Consider the following 16,995-nt stretch of genomic DNA (forward strand, 5'->3'; position numbering starts at 1 on the left):
TAAGTTTTAGATATCTTGTTGAAAGGGGGATATATCTTGTCAGAAGTTAAAACACCAATTATTGGGAACGTCCACTCGACTGAAAGTTTCGGATCAGTTGACGGACCAGGGATACGATTCATCTCTTTTATGCAAGGATGTCGTCTACGCTGTCAGTTTTGTCATAATCCGGATACTTGGAATATGCGTGGGGGAACACCTTATACTCCGCAAGAATTATTCGATGAAGCCATACAATACCGTTCTTTTTGGGGTAATAGCGGCGGGGTAACTGTAAGTGGGGGAGAACCTTTACTTCAAATCGAATTTCTGATTGAATATTTCAAAATTTGTAAAGCACATGGTGTCCACACAACGATTGATACGTGTGGCGCGCCCTTTACTTTAGAGGAGCCATTCCGCTCACAATTTGAAGAACTGATGAAGTATACTGATCTGTTCTTATTTGATATTAAGCATATCGATCCAAAAGGTCATGCGAAATTAACAGGCGTGCGCAATGAGAATATCATGCAAATGGCTGAGTTACTTTCAGAGTTGAATATACCTGTTTGGATTCGACACGTACTTGTTCCAACGCGTACGGATTACGATGAGTATCTGATTCGATTAGGCGATTATGTTGAAACTTTATCAAATGTTCGCAAGTTCGAGGTGCTTCCATATCATAAACTAGGTGTCTACAAATATGAGGCACTTGGAATTAAATACCGTTTGGAAGGAGTCGAACCACCGACTGCAGAACGGGTCGAGAATGCTAAAAGATTGTTGAGAACAGAACGCTACAAAGGATATTTAGATGATTAAATAAATCGACATAATTAAAGCGTAACACTTTAAAACAGTGTTGCGCTTTTTTATGTATTTCTAGCAAATATTAGCAGTTAAAGAATGGAAATATTAATATCAATAAAACAACATCAATGTTGTTATATAACAGAACCTTAAACATGTTCAATTAATCACATTAATAGATTCGTCATTGAATGAAACAGCATAGATAACTGTTACAACACTTAATAAAAAACTATTATAGTAGCATTTTTAACAACAAACCTCTTTACTTTCATTTGTGAAAAGAGTAACATGTAATCAAAGATAAAGAAAAGGGGAGCGTAACAATGACGGAATTAATTGAAAAAGAAGTTATTGGAAATGTTAATTACATGATTAATGGTTTAGTAGAAAAAGGTTTGGTTGCTTTAGAGGAGTTCGATCAATTTAATCAAGAGCAAATTGATCACATAGTAGCGAAAGCTTCGGTTGCAGCTTTAGATCAACATGGTACTTTAGCAAGACATGCGGTTGAAGAAACTGGCCGTGGTGTATTTGAAGACAAGGCGACAAAGAACTTATTTGCTTGTGAGCACGTTGTAAATTATATGCGGGATATGAAGACTGTTGGTGTTATCAGTGATGATGAAGTGACGGGGATCACAGAAATTGCTGAACCTGTTGGAGTTATTTGCGCCATCACTCCGACAACGAATCCGACGTCGACAACTATTTTCAAAGCGCTCATCGCATTAAAAACTCGTAACCCAATCATTTTTTCATTTCACCCGGCAGCACTTGAGTCATCGGCTCACGCTGCTCAAATCGTTCGAGATGCAGCGATTGAAGCAGGTGCACCAGAAAACTGTGTACAGTGGATTACAGAACCATCGTTAGATGCAACGAATGCATTAATGAATCACGATGGGGTTGCAACAATCTTAGCCACTGGTGGAAATGCCATGGTTAAATCAGCTTACTCATGTGGTAAGCCAGCTTTAGGAGTAGGGGCAGGAAATGTACCAGCTTACGTTGAAAAGACAGCAAACGTTAAGCAAGCAGCTTATGACATCGTATTAAGTAAATCATTCGATAACGGAATGGTATGTGCTTCTGAACAAGCCGCAATTGTTGATAAAGAAATCTATAAAGAATTTAAAGATGAATTAGTAAGCTATCATGCTTATATCGTAAATTCAAAAGAGAAAGCACTATTAGAGGAATTTTGTTTCGGTTCTAAAGCATTCAGTGAAAACTGTGCTGGCGCAAAATTAAATAATGAAATTGTTGGGAAACCAGCGACATGGATTGCAGAACAAGCAGGTTTCACCGTTCCGGAAGAAACAAATATTCTAGTGGCAGAGGTGTCAGAAGTTGGACCAAACGAACCATTAACGCGCGAAAAACTATCTCCAGTCTTAGCCTTATTGAAATCAGAAACAACTGAAGATGGAATTCAAAAAGCTGCACAAATGGTTGAGTTCTTTGGATTAGGTCACTCAGCTGCGATTCATACACAAGACCAAGAATTAGCAAATGAATTCGGCCGTCAAGTTAAAGCCATTCGAGTTATTTGGAACTCTCCTTCAACATTCGGGGGAATCGGAGATGTATACAATGCTTTCATCCCATCATTAACTCTAGGTTGCGGATCATACGGACGCAACTCAGTTGGTGGAAACGTCGGAGCATTGAATTTACTTAACATTAAAACAGTTGGGAGACGACGCAATAACATGCAATGGTTTAAAGTACCTTCAAAAATCTATTTCGAACGTGACTCAATCCAATATTTAAAAACAATGGCTGATGTTGAACGTGTCATGATTATTACGGATGAATCAATGATGAAACTCGGCTTTACTCAAAGAATTATCGACCAACTTGAGGCGCGCCAAAACAAAGTAAATTACCAAATCTTCCATAACGTTGAGCCAGATCCAGATATTACAACTGTTAGAAGTGGAGCTGAAGCGATGGCTCAATTCCAACCCGATACAATTATAGCCCTAGGTGGTGGATCTGTTATGGATGCGGCTAAAGTCATGTGGTTATTCTACGAACAACCAGAAGTAGACTTTAGAGATTTAGTTCAAAAATTCCTAGACATTCGTAAAAGAGCAGTTAAGTTCCCAGAACTTGGGTCTAAAGCGAAGTATGTAGGTATTCCAACGACATCAGGAACAGGATCTGAAGTGACACCATTTGCGGTTATCTCTGATAAAAAAAATAATATGAAATACCCATTAGCGGACTATTCATTACTACCAACAGTCGCAATTGTAGATCCTGCTTTAGTTGAGACTGTACCAGATTTTGTTACAGCTGATACAGGGATGGACGTGTTAACACACGCAATCGAAGCGTATGTATCAGTGATGGCTAACGACTTTACTGATGGACTGGCTTTACAAGCAATTAAGATTGTATTCGAAAACTTAGAAGCTTCAGTAAAATATAATGATCCAGAAGCACGTGAAAGAATGCATAACGCTTCAACTATGGCGGGTATGGCATTTGGTAATGCCTTCTTAGGAATTAACCACTCAATGGCTCATAAGATTGGTGGAGTTTTCCATACAGTTCACGGTCGAACAAATGCGATTTTACTTCCATTCGTTATTCGCTATAACGGAACCCGACCAGCGAAACAGGCGAACTGGCCAAAATACAATTACTACAAAGCAGATGTAAAATACCAAGACATCGCTAAATTAATCGGACTTGATGCAAAAACTCCAGAAGAAGGAGTAAAAAACTTAGCACAAGCTGTGTTCGAACTTGGAGAACGTGTTGGAATTCAAATGAGTCTAAAAGACCAGGGCGTTGATGAATCTGCCTTCATGGATAAAACAGAAGATATCGCCTACTTAGCCTTTGAGGACCAATGTACACCAGTGAATCCACGCTTAGCTTTAGTAAATGAAATGCAAGAAATCCTTGAAGATGCATATTATGGATATAAAGAAAGACAAGCAAACTACAATTAATAGTATCCGACGCATCAAGTAATACCTAAATTTGATCCCCTTTTATACACGTATATGCTTTGCTTGCGCAAGTAAGGCATATACGTTTTTTGGTTTTGAGTTGTACCTAGCTAGAAGAATAAAAATAAATTGTTCCAGTTGAGGCGCTTAACTGGAAGAAAAAAACCAATTGTTCCAGCTGAGGCGATTAACCGGAAGAATAAAAACCAATTGTTCCAGCTGAGGTGCTTAACTGGAAGAATAAAAACCAATTGTTCTAGCTGAGGTGCTTAACTGGAAGAATAAAAACCAATTGTTCCAGCTGAGGTGCTTAACTGGAAGAATAAAAATAAATTGTTCCAGATGAGGCGATTAAGCGGAAGAATAAAAACCAATTGTTCCAGCTGAGGTGCTTAACTGGAAGAATAAAAACCAATTGTTCCAGCTGAGGTGCTTAACTGGAAGAATATAAACTAATTGTTCCAGCTGAGGTGCTTAACTGGAAGAATAAAAATAAATTGTTCCAGCTGAGGCGCTTAACTAGAAGAATAAAAACTAATTGTTCCAGCTGAGGCGCTTAACTGGAAGAATATAAACTAATTCTTCCACTTGTTGAGGTAAGCTTATTCACGCTTATCTTTGAAATCAAGCATTTTCTCCTTTTAGTATGGACTTATATATATTAAGATAGTGATATAAAGTGAAGAAAATGAAGGAGAGGGTATTATGTCACACGCTTTACCTAATATTGGAAAAGTTGCTACCAAAGCACTTCAAACTATTGATGTCACACAACTTGAGGAAGTGGCTGCTTTTAGTAAAGATGAATTATTAAAGCTACATGGAATGGGACAAAAGTCGATCAACATATTAGAATCTGCCTTAACTGAAAGTAATTTAACTTTTAGTGACGCTGAAGCACATCCATATAAGCCAGATTTTTTATTGTTAGGTGATTTAAGTTGTGACAATGCGCCGAAAAGACGTGTTATTAGAGACTTTGTCGTAGGACTTTTTGTTGGAAAGCAATCTAATCTAGAGGAAACACTTAATCCTGCTGTAGAAACGGAAATTAACGGCGACCAAACAATAAATGGGATTGATGAATTAATCACTTATTTTGATAAAAAAGATATACAGTTAAGTAGTTTAAACTTACTGAGTATTTTATCCCATGGGAAATATGGAGCAGCGGATGGTGTTATTATTGCAAAACCAGGACAGAGAATACATTTTGCTTCATTTTATACATTTGAAAATACAAAAAAAGAAGCTTTAATTAAAGCAATTAGATTTTATATGATTGAAGAAGTTGAATAAGTGAGCATAATATTAACAAAATACGAGGTGCATAATGGGAAGCAATGAGGATAAAGAACTAAGGGTTATAGTGAATGATGAAGTGTCTGACGTAAATCAAGTCAATCAAGCGATACTTAAGATAGATGGTCAAGAATATGTACTAAAGTCAAATAATCATTCAAGCAATCATCAAAAACTTGCTTTACGTTATTTCTTAATACCAGCAGTGATTGGAACTTTGATATATTTTCTTTTTTTCAATTCGCGAGAGCAATTATTTATTCAATTAATGGGACGTATTTCGATTGCGAGTGCGATATTGCTGATTGGGTCGATAAGTGGAGTCATTACTTTTGCGATTGCTTTTATCGTAGGTAAAAGAAAAAAAATTAGCCAATTTGGAGAATATCTATTGGCGGAATGTTCCAACGATATTATTATCTTTCGCCATCATCATTGCTTTAGCTATATTATTCTTTTTCTACCTCTTAGGTTTATTATTTGAAGGTTTAGTTTTAGATATTTACTTATCAACCTTACTGACTTTTATCTTTATATCGATTATTAATTATGTCATGATCAGTTTTGTGATGGTCCTTTCGCCGTCTTTAATGACCAAATTATTAGTTGTGGTCATTTTAAGTGGTGTGATTATCTCAATGATTACCAACAGTGAGGCACAGTGGTGGCAGCGAAATTTAAGTTTCTTAGGAACACAAGAGGCGAGCGGTGCTTGGCAATTTAACTTCACTTTGATGCTGTCTGCGTTTATGATGATTGCTTTAGTGGATTATTTATTTGTTGGTTTAAAGAAGATTTATCCAAAACACCGTCCACTAACAATTCTAAGAATATTACTGACGATTACAGCAATTTGCCTAGGACTTGTTGGTTATTTCCCAAGTGATGGACCGGGAAATATGCCTAAATATCATAACCAATCTGCAGCCATGCTAGTATATATGATTATCGCGATGATTATCGGAATTAAGTGGTTTGTGCCTAAGGTGTCACGAGAATTTGTGATTACATCTTATGTGTTAGGCATTATGTTGTTCGTTGTTACTTATTATTATTTAACAGGCTGGTATATTACTTTAACAGGATTTGAAATAGTTTCATTTATTCTTGCCTTTACTTGGTTGATGCTACTATTACAAACACTTGAAAAAGCAAGTCGAGAGCCCATCCCCGTTTATGACGTAGATATTGAGGTTAAGAAAGAAACAGAATCAAAAACATAATTAGATTGAATTCATTCAATAATATAGGATAATAAGATTATGAGATTTCTCATAGTCTTTTTTGTTTGTTATTGAAAGGAGGGTTTGATAATGAGAAAGGTTTGGAAATGTTTAGTATTCTTTCTTTGTATTTTCTTTGCAATGACTGGCGCACAAGCGTCTAAAGCGGAGTCAGATTTGAGATTATGGGTTGTGACTGATATCCATCATTTATCACCTAGCTTATATGTTGAAGGGCCCCGCATTCAGAAATTACAAGATACTGGTGCTGGTTTGGAAATTCTTTACTCCAATGAACGACTTGAAGCCCTTGCTTATCAAATCGAACAGGCAGAACAGCAACCGAATGTTTTATTAGTTGCAGGTGATTTGACTTTAAACGGAGAGTATCAAAGTTTAGTCGAACTTCAGAAAGTATTTGCGAAAATCGAAGCTTTAGGTACGGAAGTTTTTGTGATACCTGGCAATCATGATATTAACAATGGATGGGCAAGTTCATTTACTGATAGTAGAGCTGTGAGGGATAAACAAATTACTCCCGCAGAATTTCAAAAATTAATGAATTCCTTTGGCTATGGAGAAGCAACTTACCAAGATGATGCGAGTTTAAGTTATATTACCCAATTAATAAGCGATCATTGGTTAGTAATGTTAGATAGTAATATTTATCACGGAGAAGGCAATGACCAACCGCCCGTGTCTAAAGGAGAATTGAGAGACGAAACCCTCATTTGGTTGGAGGATAAATTAAGGACTATTACGGAAGCGGACGTTGAAGTGACGGTTGTTTTACACCATAGTTCTATTCCGCATTTTGAATTGATGGGTCAGAATTTTGTTGTGGGTAATCATGATAGGTTGAAGAATATTTTAGAAAAATATCAAATACCTGTAACATTGAGTGGGCATATGCATGCCCAACATATCGCGCAAGAAGGGCAAGTGACTGACATTGCGACAGGAGCGTTTGCTGTTCAACCGAGTGTGATTGGCGAGGTTGTGATTGATAATAACCAGAAGTCGTATCAACAAATAAAATTAGATATGGTTGCTTGGGCAAAAGAGACTAAGACAGAAGATCCAAATTTACTCGATTATGATACTTACCTTAAACAAGTCTTTACTAAAGCTAATGAGAAATTGGATTCTAATAAAGATCAAAATGATGAATTAAGACAATTAACACAGGAATTAAATTTAGCTTTCTTTGCTGGAAATATCTCTAATATTTGGGAAGCAACTGTCTCTGCTTATGAAGATACATTCGAGAAATTGATTAGTCCAGATACAGAGTCGATGAACCGTTATCTACAAGTTTTAATTGATCAAGCAAATTATAATCACCAAGAGTATAGATGGTAATTTGGCATGCATGTACTTACGACGCACATATCAAACGGATAGAAAGGACAACATAATGGTCGAAACAATTATTAAAGCGGCAGTTCTAGTGTCAATTATTATATTGGCAAATATCTTAACAACTCGAGGTTACTTTATCAGAGAAAGAGATTTTGATACGATTTCTAAATTAATTTTTTATCTAACGTTACCGAGTGCAATCATTTCAAATTTAAATGGATTGAGCTTTCCACCAACACTGATTGTTATTAGTATTATTGGATTTTTATGTAATTGGGTGTATATTATATTCTCGCATTTGTTAGGTAAAACGCCAACAGAGAAAGGCTTTTTAATGTTGAATATGAATGGTTATAATATTGGAAACTTTTCTTTACCTTTTATTTCTTTCTTTTTCTCTGAAGTAGCGATTTTAGCAGTGAGCTTGTTCGATGCCGGAAGTGCCTTCATGGTTTTAGGTGGAAACTACGGTATGGCAAAGAGTGTCAGGGACGGAGAGAGTAAGGTGAATATTGGGTATATCTTTCGCACGATGATGAGTTCACCTTCAGTTATTGTGTATATTGTGATGATAATCCTATCGCTTTTTTCACTGCAATTACCAAGTTTTGTTACGGATGTGACCCAAATTATTGGGAATGGGAATACGTTCTTGTCGATGTTTATGATTGGTGTTGCCTTAGATTTAAGGATTCATAAGGAACATGTCCGGCTCTTAATTAAGACATTATCTGGTCGTTATGTTGTAGCAGCAGGGATTTCAGCATTGTTATATTTTTTCTTGCCATTTAGTTTAGAAATTCGGCAAACATTAGCGATTCTTGCCTTTGCGCCGGTTTCAGGCGTTGCAACAATGTATACACGGATGTATGGGGAGAATTTTGAATTATCAGCGATTATAAATTCATTATCTATCATCATTTCTATCATTATTATGTCAACATTATTAGTTGTCTGGCAAGTGTAAAAATAACTCCATATTGTAATGAAACTGTTCGTAATCGCTAATAAAAACATGGTATAGTGTATATACATATAGAGGGGGGATTTAATGGATAAATTAGGCCGTTTGGATCGAATGGTCATGAAGTACGTTATTTTAGCTGCAGTATTTATTCTAGTTATTTTTAATTATCAGCACATTTTCGCTGGTTTGAGAGAGCTTTGGGATATAATTTCTCCTGTTGTTTATGGATTTGTATTTGCATATATTTTGAATTTAATTATGGTGATGTATGAGGGGTTCTGGTTTCCAGAAACGGATAATGAGCTACTTATTCGTGCAAGACGTCCAGTATCGATATTACTGGCACTGATTACAGTTATTATTGTTATTGTTCTAGTGTTATGGCTCATCATTCCACAATTAATCTCCCTAGTACAAACTTTATTAGAAAACCTACCATTAATGGTTGAATATATTCAAAGGTGGATTGAGGATTTAGAAGAAATTTATCCTCAAATTGATACATTGATAAATAATTTAAACATTAATTGGGAAAGTATTGCCCGAGATGCGGCAAGTTTTGCTAATAACATTCTAGGGTCAACGTTTACGACATTCCAATTATTAACTTCATCTTTATTTAGATTAGTTGTTATATTAGTTGTCGCAATTCACGCCTTATTTTCAAAAGAGAAAATACAAAGACAAGTTAAACGCGTACTGCGTGCTTACATGAAGAGAGACCACTTCCGTCGTTTGAAGTATGTTTTAAGAGTGACGAATGAATCATTCTCTAGTTTTATTACGGGAATGTTAATCGAAGCGATTATTTATGGTACGTTAGTAACGGTGGGGATGATGATATTTAACTTCCCATATGCGGGTATGATTGGAGCACTCTCTGGGGCACTGGCCTTAGTACCAATGGTTGGGGCTATCTTATCAGCTGTTATTGGAACGATGTTAATCTTCGTTCAAAACCCGATTCAAGGACTCTTTTTCCTTCTATTCAATATCGTACTGCAACAGCTTGAAAGTAATGCGATTTATCCAAGAATTGTTGGTGGATCCATTGGGTTACCAGGAATTTGGACTTTCATAGCGGTAACGATTGGTGGGGGGATCTTAGGACCTGCCGGTTTCTTCTTAGGGGTGCCTATTGCATCGGTCATATATAAACTTATTCGTTCGAATGTTGAATACAAAGAACATTACTATGAGTTAGATCATGGAAGTGAATTAACATTTTAATTTAAAAGTTTAAACCTAATGATTAGCCTAGTTGCTGTCATTAGGTTTTTATATTTACATTGATTAATGTTGTATCCTAAAAACTTTTAACATATACTTACGTAAGAAATAAATAAAGTAGGAGGAACACGTTTGTGAAAGATATGACGTCGGGAACACCGATCAAACAAATTCTATTATTTTCTATACCTTTAATTATAGGCAATATATTTCAATTGTTATACAACATGGTGGATACCTTCATTGTCGGACGGACGTTGGGCGTGAATGCTCTAGCAGGTATTGGTGCAGCAGGGAGTGTCATGTTCTTTGTGGTTGGTTTCTCGCAAGGGTTCACTGCTGGAATGGCGATTCCAACGGCGCAAGCGTACGGGGCACGTGATTATGAAAAGGTCAGTCGAAGTGTCGCAATCAATGGGGTACTATCGACTTTAGTCGTTATTGTGATGACGGCATTGAGTATGTTTTTCTTATGGGATATTCTTTATTTAATGAATACGCCGGCTGAAATCATTCAGTACACCTATGATTATTTAATTATTATCTTTGGATTTATGACTATTACAATTCTATTCAATATGTTAAGTAACTTAATGAGAGCTTTAGGAGATAGTCGGACACCGGTGATTGCTTTAGTCATTGCGGTTGTGATTAACATTATCTTAGATTATATCTTTATCCTAGTTTTTGATATGGGAGTAGCTGGGGTAGCGACTGCGACAATGGTATCACAATTAATCGCCTCTTTAATTTGCTTATTCTATATTCAGAAGAAAGTTTATTTATTAAAAGTTAAAGCAAGACATTTTAAGATGCGTAAAGATGAAGTGATTCAACATTGCCGGATTGGATTCCCAATGGCGTTTCAATCTTCAATTATTGCGATTGGATCAATGTCTGTAACAATCGCCTTAAATACATTAGGAGCTGAAGCCGTCGCAGGTTACTCAGCATCTCAAAAGATTGATCAAATTGTCGTCTTCGTTCTAATGTCATTCGGAGTATCAATGGCCACGTATGTTGGACAAAACTTTGGTGCGAAAAAATACGACCGTATCTTAAGAGGCGTAAAGCAAGTGCTTGTTCTTTCGATATCAGTGTCAATACTCTTTTCAGTTATTTTATTCTTATTCGGTGGAGAATTAACGAGTGTCTTCGGAGACAGTTCTTCCAAAGAAGTTCTGAGAAGTTACGGACAGTACTTTTTCCAATTAACCGGTCCATTTTATTGGATTTTAGCGATTCTCTTTGTCCTTCGTTACACTCTCCAAGGGTTGGGAGATAGTTTTATCCCGACAGTCGCAGGAGTGATGGAATTAACGATGAGAATCATTGCGGCGTTTGGTTTAAGTGGGCTTATTGGCTTTGCCGGTCCAGTTATATCTAATCCAATGGCTTGGTTAGGAGCTGTACTTGCCTTAGTTCCAGCTTATTACAAACGCAATAAGACGCTTGTTGAATTACAACAGCAAAAAGCAACTCAATAAAGTTTAGTCAGTCGATGCATTGAATGCACCGGCTGATTTTTTATTATTTTAGAAAATATTATATAAAATGGCTTGACCTTGACGTAACGTTAAGGTGTAATCTGTATGAAGAGGTGAGGAAATGAGTTATTCAATTGGAGAATTAGCAAAACTAGCCGGGATTAGCACAAGAACATTGCGTCATTATGATGCGATTGATTTGTTAAAACCTGCGTATGTCGAAGAGAATGGGTACCGAGTTTATAGTGAAGACGAAGTGAAAATGTTGCAACAAATAATGTTTTACCGAGAATTTGGTATCACATTAGAGGAAATTCATGCGATGGTTAATTCTTCAGAATTTGATCGTCTTAAAGCATTGGAAACACATTATCAACACCTAAAATCGGAAAAAGACCGTATTAGTCAATTGATGGATACAGTCGAAAACACAATTAAAATATACAAGGAGGACTTAACAATGTCTAAAAAAGAATTTGAAGGCTTTAAAAAACAACAAATTAAAGCTAATGAAGAAAAATATGGTGATGATATCATTAATTCATCAAATAAAAAATTCGGAAATTTAACGCAAGAACAGTACGAACATATAGAAAAGCTTAATGAAGAAATCAGTGAAGCTCTAGTAAATGCCGTACCAGAATGGAAACCTGAAAGTGCAGAAGGGCAACGAGTTACTGAATTACATAAAGAATGGCTAATCATGGTTTGGCCAGATGATCTATACTCTGAAGAAGCACACATTAGCCTAGCTCAAATGTATACACAAGATGAGCGTTTCAAGAAATACTATGAAGATATTACTGAAGGCGCAGCGGATTACTTATACGAAGCAATCAAGGTATTTTACAATAAATAAGCGAAGACTGTAAATATTTAGAAATATCGAGGCCTATGCTATACTTGTCTATAGTAACAATCTGAAGTGAGGATGGATAGAGATGAGTCATAGAAATAAAGGGTTTTTAGTAGCGATGTTATTCGCGATGCTATTCACCCCAATAAGCATAGCAGCATCAGAAAGTAGTTCTAGTACAAGTGATGAAGAACTGGAACAAGTAGAATTAAGTGAAGAGGATAAAGTGAATTATATTCGCTGGTTTGGAGCCTATGACGATCTGCCCCAAATACCTTTAGATGAATTAAAGTCTACGTTTGAGACGTTCATTTCCGAAGGTTCAACCGACATGACTAAAGAAGAAGTCATTGAATTAGCGGGCGAGCCTACCGAAACATTTGATGCAGGTGCAAGTGAATTCTTATTGTATTATTCAATGAATGATGAAGAATCAGCTATTCTATATGCACAAATCTTCTCAGAAGAAAAGGCAGCGGAAGCAAGTAGTGGACAGGCAGCTTCGACAGAATCTGTTGAAAGTACAGAAACAGAAGAGGGCTTTGCTGCGGCTTATTTAACAGAAGTGAATTTATTGTTAGTGAATGAGACGGCCTTTGAGCCCTTAAACATTACTTTAGAAGAAATTGAAACTTGGCAAGATTCAGAGTGTGACAATCGTGAGTTTACTACATTTGAAGAGTTACAGGAATTAATTGGTGAGCCATCAGAGATAACTTATCGATTCGAAGATGAAAGTTGGCTGTATGCTTGGATTCGAAATAGTGAAGAAACTGACTCAATAGATTACGTCATGGCTGAAGTCGATGCTGACGGTAATATTGTGGAACTCAATACAATTGAAGATAGCGAAGAGAGCAGCGAAAGTGTCGAGATTTCGAGCCTAGATGAATTTAACAACACTGACGAAACAGCTGAATAAGCAGTTTGAACTAATTAGCGCTTAGGTTTACAACAATCATTGTGTAGGCCTAAGCGTTTTTTAAAATAAATGAATAAGGGAGTCATGAATATGAATCGAATTAACTTAGTTGCTTTAGGTGTCAAAAATATTGGTAAGGCAATGGAATTCTACAAAGAAATCGACTTTAAAACCAATGAAGAGGCTAATAACCCACCGACTGTAATTTTTGATAAGGATGGAAAAAAATAGAGTTATTCTCACAGGAAGATTTAGCCAATGAAATAAATCCAACCAACCCTTCAGTCATTAATACAGGTTTTAGTGGAATCACATTAGCAATCAACTTTAAAACTAAAGTTGAAGTGGATGAATTTGTTAAACTGGTTGAGTCTGCTGGTGGGCTGATCGCGAAATATCCTAAACCTACGGATTGGGGCGGGTATAGTGGTTACTTCCAAGATCTTGACGGTTATTATTGGGAAGTTGCATATGGTGATAGCTGGAAGTTCGATGATAATAACATGCTAGTCATAGAATAATAAGTGTTGATTGAAGGAGCTGTGGTTGCAGCTCATTTTTCGTTGGGAAAATGGGTAAACCTGCATTCGGATTCAATTTGAGTACTCAATTCCAGCTAAATACGCATTCGAATTCAATTCGAGTCCTAGATTACGACTAAACACGCATTCGAAAAAATCCGAGTACTCGATTCCAGCTATATACTGGTCCTATAAACGTGGACAACTAGAGACATGTCCGATTCATTCGTGGACTAAGTTCATTTCTGTCATTATCATCGTAGACAGAGTTTTATTGCACAAAAAAATATCATCTCCAATCCTTTCACATCGCAGTTACTTACAATTGTAAATAAATAATATTTATGAAAACGTTAAAAAAATCCTCGACTAACACAATATATGTGATATTATTATTAAGTGAACACTATATATTGTGTTGAAGGAGGATGGAAATGGAGCAAACATTTAAAGGTATTAAGGAAAATATAACAAATACAATCGTTATCAAACGAGATGGGCGAGTTGTAAACTTTAATCCGAATAAGATAAAAGCAGCGATTAACAAAGCATTTACTCATGTATATTCAAGCGAGGATGCTGAAATATCGGAATTAGTTAAAGACATCATCACTAAACTATCAAATAGATATGGTCAAGAATTGACGATTAATCAAATACAGCGAGTAACAGAAGAGGTACTAGTGGCCTCTAAATACAATGAAGTTGCCCAGGCCTATATTAGCTACCGGGTACAAAGAGAACAAGAACGCATGTTATCTGTTGATATCAATGAAAGTATTAAAGCCCTAACTGCAAAAGAAAGTACACTAGTGAATGAGAATGCGAATAAAGATAGTCGTGTCTTTAATACACAAAGAGATTTGACTGCAGGTGTCACGGCTAAAGCAATTGGGTTAAAGATGCTTCCTCCTCATGTCGCTAACGCGCATTTAAAAGGACAAATTCACTACCATGATTTGGATTATCAACCTTATGCACCGATGACAAATTGTAGTTTGATTGATTTTGAGACAATGTTTAATGAAGGATTTACAATTGGAAATGCCCAAGTCGAGTCACCCCAATCGATCCAAACGGCTACGGCTCAAATGGCTCAAATCATTGCCAATGTTGCAAGTAGTCAGTACGGAGGAACTAGTGCAAACCGAATTGATGAGATTTTAGCTCCTTATGCAGAGAAAAATTATCATAAGAATTTAAAGATGGCGCATGAGTGGATTGAAGATGAGGATAAACAAAAAGCATTTGCGATGAGTAAGACGAAAAAAGATATTTATGATGCGATGCAAAGTTTGGAATATGAAATTAATACACTTTATACTTCTCAAGGACAAACGCCTTTTACGACACTTGGCTTTGGTCTAGGGACTTCATGGATTGAAAGGGAAATCCAATTTGCTATTTTGAAAGTTAGATTAGAAGGCTTGGGTAGCGAGAAAAGAACTGCAATTTTCCCTAAACTTGTCTTTACATTAAGAGATGGAGTGAACTTAAAAGAAGCAGATCCGAATTATGATATCAAACAGTTAGCACTTGAATGTACAGCTAAACGAATGTACCCGGATGTTCTAATGTATGACAAATTAGTTGAGTTAACAGGCAGCTTTAAAGTGCCAATGGGGTGCCGGTCATTTCTGCAAGGATGGAAAGATGACAATGGAAATGAAGTCAATGACGGTCGAATGAACTTAGGGGTTGTCACATTAAATTTACCGAGAATAGCGATTGAATCTAGCGAGAACAAAGAGCAGTTTTGGTCAATATTAGAGGAAAGACTCGATATTATGACTGATGCTTTAGTATATCGCGTTGAAAGAGTGAAGGAAGCTTTACCAGAGAATGCCCCCATCTTATATCAATATGGAGCATTTGGTGAGCGATTGAATGAAGACGAATCCGTTGATAAATTATTTAAAAACAAACGCGCAACGGTATCACTAGGCTATATAGGTCTATATGAAGTGGCAACTGCTTTTTATGGTCCCGATTGGGAAAGGAATAAAGAAGCTAAAGATTTTACACTAGATGTGATTAAAACTCTTAAAGCCAAGGCAGACGAGCTTGGTGATCAGTACGGCTATCACTTCAGTGTGTACAGCACTCCTTCAGAGAGTTTAACAGATCGATTCTGTCGGATGGATAAAGAACGATTTGGATCGATTCCTAATATTACCGATAAAGATTATTATACGAATTCTTTCCATTATGATGTCAGAAAAAATCCAACCCCTTTTGAGAAAATCGAATTCGAAAAAGATTATCCACAATACTGTAGTGGCGGGTTTATTCATTACTGTGAGTATCCGAATATGCGCCAAAATTTAAAAGCGTTAGAAACAGTTTGGGACTTTGCTTATGACAAGGTTGGTTATTTAGGAACAAATACACCAATTGATCATTGTTATGAATGTGACTTTGATGGTGAATTTGAAGCGACCGAACGCGGTTTTAAATGTTCACAATGTGGCAATCAGAATCCTGACACCTCAGATGTAGTAAAGAGAACTTGTGGTTATTTAGGAAATCCACAGAAAAGACCTATGGTGCGTGGAAGACATAAAGAAATTAACGCGCGTGTGAAACACATTCCCGATAGCATTGTGAAATTGAAACGCAATCAGAAAGCGAAATTAGCAAACGACTCAAGGAGCGTACTCGAATGAAAAATCCAAAACCAAAAGAATGGCTAGCTGAAGATTTAAGTCTAGGTAAGATTGCGGATTACAAACCGTATAATTTTGTGGATGGTGAAGGAGTCAGATGCAGCCTTTACGTCAGTGGCTGCCCCTTTGCCTGTATCGGTTGTTACAACCGTGTCGCACAAAACTTTAATTACGGTACACCTTATACGCAAGAACTAGAAGAGCGAATCATTGAAGACCTCGCTGCATCATACTGCCAAGGCTTAACATTACTAGGTGGAGAGCCTATGTTAAATACTAATATCGTAGTCCCTTTATGTAGATCAATCCGAGAAAAATACCAGCAGACTAAAGATATTTGGTCATGGACTGGTTATACATGGGAAGAATTACTTTCAGAATCTGAAGATAAGTTGGAACTATTATCCCTTATCGATGTTTTAGTCGATGGGCGTTTTGACATTAATAAAAAAGACCTCACAAGGCAATTCAGAGGCAGTACAAATCAACGTATTATCGACGTCCAACAGAGTTTGGCGCAAGATAAAGTTGTGCTTTGGACACAATCGAATGGTCAACCATATTATTAATATCGCCGATTGTAAAATTAAGCTAGACAACTAAAACAGCCATTTGTGGTACACTCAACTTGTAATTCCGACCAAAGAATACAAAGGAGTGACCACAAATGACCTACACCCATCTTACCACGGATG

15 protein-coding genes are annotated in these 16,995 nt (G+C 36.7%); all 15 read left to right on the forward strand.

Going from position 1 to position 16,995, the window contains the following annotated elements; translation table 11 throughout:
• The first annotated feature begins 36 nt into the window (after positions 1–36).
• The 15 genes from pflA to nrdG all read left to right on the forward strand — a co-directional run bounded on the left by pflA (position 37) and on the right by nrdG (position 16,869).
• Entirely contained in the window at positions 37–807 is a 771-nt protein-coding gene (gene pflA / locus ACEN4N_RS06560; RefSeq protein ID WP_407090230.1) for a pyruvate formate-lyase-activating protein, read from the forward strand.
• Positions 808–1,121: 314 nt separating this feature from the next.
• On the forward strand, positions 1,122–3,764 hold the full coding sequence (gene adhE, locus ACEN4N_RS06565) for a bifunctional acetaldehyde-CoA/alcohol dehydrogenase (RefSeq protein ID WP_407090229.1): 2,643 nt from the start codon (positions 1,122–1,124) through the stop codon (positions 3,762–3,764).
• Positions 3,765–4,469: 705 nt separating this feature from the next.
• The gene (locus ACEN4N_RS06570) at positions 4,470–5,063 is read left to right on the forward strand and encodes a hypothetical protein (RefSeq protein WP_407090228.1); all 594 of its coding nucleotides are present in this window, start codon (positions 4,470–4,472) and stop codon (positions 5,061–5,063) included.
• A 34-nt stretch (positions 5,064–5,097) separates the two neighbouring features.
• Entirely contained in the window at positions 5,098–5,550 is a 453-nt protein-coding gene (locus ACEN4N_RS06575; RefSeq protein ID WP_407093911.1) for a hypothetical protein, read from the forward strand.
• On the forward strand, positions 5,444–6,289 hold the full coding sequence (locus ACEN4N_RS06580; RefSeq protein ID WP_407093912.1) for a DUF998 domain-containing protein: 846 nt from the start codon (positions 5,444–5,446) through the stop codon (positions 6,287–6,289). The genes ACEN4N_RS06575 and ACEN4N_RS06580 overlap by 107 nt, the downstream gene beginning before the upstream one ends.
• A gap of 90 nt (positions 6,290–6,379) precedes the next feature.
• Complete coding sequence (locus ACEN4N_RS06585; protein ID WP_407093913.1) at positions 6,380–7,651, forward strand: metallophosphoesterase; 1,272 nt, start codon at positions 6,380–6,382, stop codon at positions 7,649–7,651.
• 55 nt (positions 7,652–7,706) lie between these two features.
• Entirely contained in the window at positions 7,707–8,618 is a 912-nt protein-coding gene (locus tag ACEN4N_RS06590; protein WP_407093914.1) for an AEC family transporter, read from the forward strand.
• An 84-nt stretch (positions 8,619–8,702) separates the two neighbouring features.
• Positions 8,703–9,848, forward strand: coding sequence for an AI-2E family transporter (locus ACEN4N_RS06595; protein WP_407090224.1), 1,146 nt, complete (start codon positions 8,703–8,705; stop codon positions 9,846–9,848).
• A 143-nt stretch (positions 9,849–9,991) separates the two neighbouring features.
• On the forward strand, positions 9,992–11,335 hold the full coding sequence (locus tag ACEN4N_RS06600) for an MATE family efflux transporter (protein WP_407090241.1): 1,344 nt from the start codon (positions 9,992–9,994) through the stop codon (positions 11,333–11,335).
• A 121-nt stretch (positions 11,336–11,456) separates the two neighbouring features.
• Positions 11,457–12,194: a MerR family transcriptional regulator gene (locus ACEN4N_RS06605; RefSeq protein ID WP_407093915.1), complete on the forward strand. Its 738-nt coding sequence runs from the start codon at positions 11,457–11,459 to the stop codon at positions 12,192–12,194.
• Positions 12,195–12,276: 82 nt separating this feature from the next.
• Positions 12,277–13,113, forward strand: a complete 837-nt coding sequence (locus tag ACEN4N_RS06610; protein WP_407093916.1) for a hypothetical protein — start codon at positions 12,277–12,279, stop codon at positions 13,111–13,113.
• Between the two features lie 90 nt (positions 13,114–13,203).
• Positions 13,204–13,344 carry a hypothetical protein gene (locus ACEN4N_RS06615; protein WP_407093917.1) on the forward strand — a complete coding sequence of 47 codons (141 nt, stop codon included), beginning with the start codon at positions 13,204–13,206 and terminating at the stop codon, positions 13,342–13,344.
• A gap of 113 nt (positions 13,345–13,457) precedes the next feature.
• Positions 13,458–13,634: a hypothetical protein gene (locus ACEN4N_RS06620; protein WP_407093918.1), complete on the forward strand. Its 177-nt coding sequence runs from the start codon at positions 13,458–13,460 to the stop codon at positions 13,632–13,634.
• A gap of 434 nt (positions 13,635–14,068) precedes the next feature.
• Positions 14,069–16,300 (forward strand): anaerobic ribonucleoside-triphosphate reductase, encoded by a 2,232-nt coding sequence (gene nrdD, locus ACEN4N_RS06625; protein WP_407093919.1) that lies wholly within the window; start codon positions 14,069–14,071, stop codon positions 16,298–16,300.
• Positions 16,297–16,869, forward strand: a complete 573-nt coding sequence (gene nrdG / locus ACEN4N_RS06630) for an anaerobic ribonucleoside-triphosphate reductase activating protein (RefSeq protein ID WP_407093920.1) — start codon at positions 16,297–16,299, stop codon at positions 16,867–16,869. The genes nrdD and nrdG overlap by 4 nt, the downstream gene beginning before the upstream one ends.
• The last annotated feature ends 126 nt before the right edge of the window (positions 16,870–16,995 follow it).

It is taken from the genome of Ruoffia sp. FAM 20857, from assembly GCF_045528645.1.
Taxonomy (GTDB): domain Bacteria; phylum Bacillota; class Bacilli; order Lactobacillales; family Aerococcaceae; genus Ruoffia; species Ruoffia halotolerans.